Source organism: Leisingera sp. ANG-M1, assembly GCF_000813745.1.
In the GTDB taxonomy this organism is placed as follows: domain Bacteria; phylum Pseudomonadota; class Alphaproteobacteria; order Rhodobacterales; family Rhodobacteraceae; genus Leisingera.
In genome coordinates, this window is the sequence record NZ_JWLC01000089.1 from 973 (window position 1) to 1,592 (window position 620).

The 620-nt window shown below is 70.8% G+C and carries 1 pseudogene; it reads right to left on the reverse strand.

Annotated elements, in window-relative coordinates:
* Window positions 1-620: pseudogene (locus tag RA19_RS27165) on the reverse strand (hypothetical protein); the annotation flags it as partial.

The following is a 620-nucleotide window of genomic DNA, read 5'->3' on the forward strand; positions in this document are numbered from 1 at the left end:
TCGCCGACCAGCAGCGGGTTGGTGATCTGGTCGGTGCTTTGCGGCAGACCGACGTTGGAAATCCCTGACAGAGCGCCGCATTGCGGCCGCGGCAGCAGCCGCATTTCATCCGAGACGGTGATATCGGCGCCCATCTGGGCTTGCAATGCCGCCAGGACCGGGCTGCGCAAGCCGTCCTCGGGCAGGTGGCCGCGCACCTCAAGCGTGGCAGTTTCCGGTACAAAGGCAACCTGCAGGCGGGAGCAGGGCACTGCGGCGAGAATGCCGGAGACGCCGTCGCGCAGCGGGTCGCCTTCCGCCGCAGCATCGCCGGGCTGCATGAAACTTTGGAAGGCAGCCAGCGAGACCGGGTCGATGTCGCCGCTGCCGCCTTGAAACGCCAGCGCTGCCTTGATGCGGGCGGCGTCAGGCGCGGCCGCGGGTGTTTGCTGCGGGTTTGGCTCTGCGCCGGGCAGGGGGGCCGCTTCGGGCTGCGCTTCGGGGCTGGGCTGGCTGCTGGGAGCCGTTTGCGGCAGGGCTGCCGGGTCAGGGGCTGCAGCAGAGGCCGGGATCAGCGGCGCGTCGGCGTCAGGAAGCGGGGTGGCGGTGTCCTGGGCGGCCTTCAGCGGCACAGGGGCGGG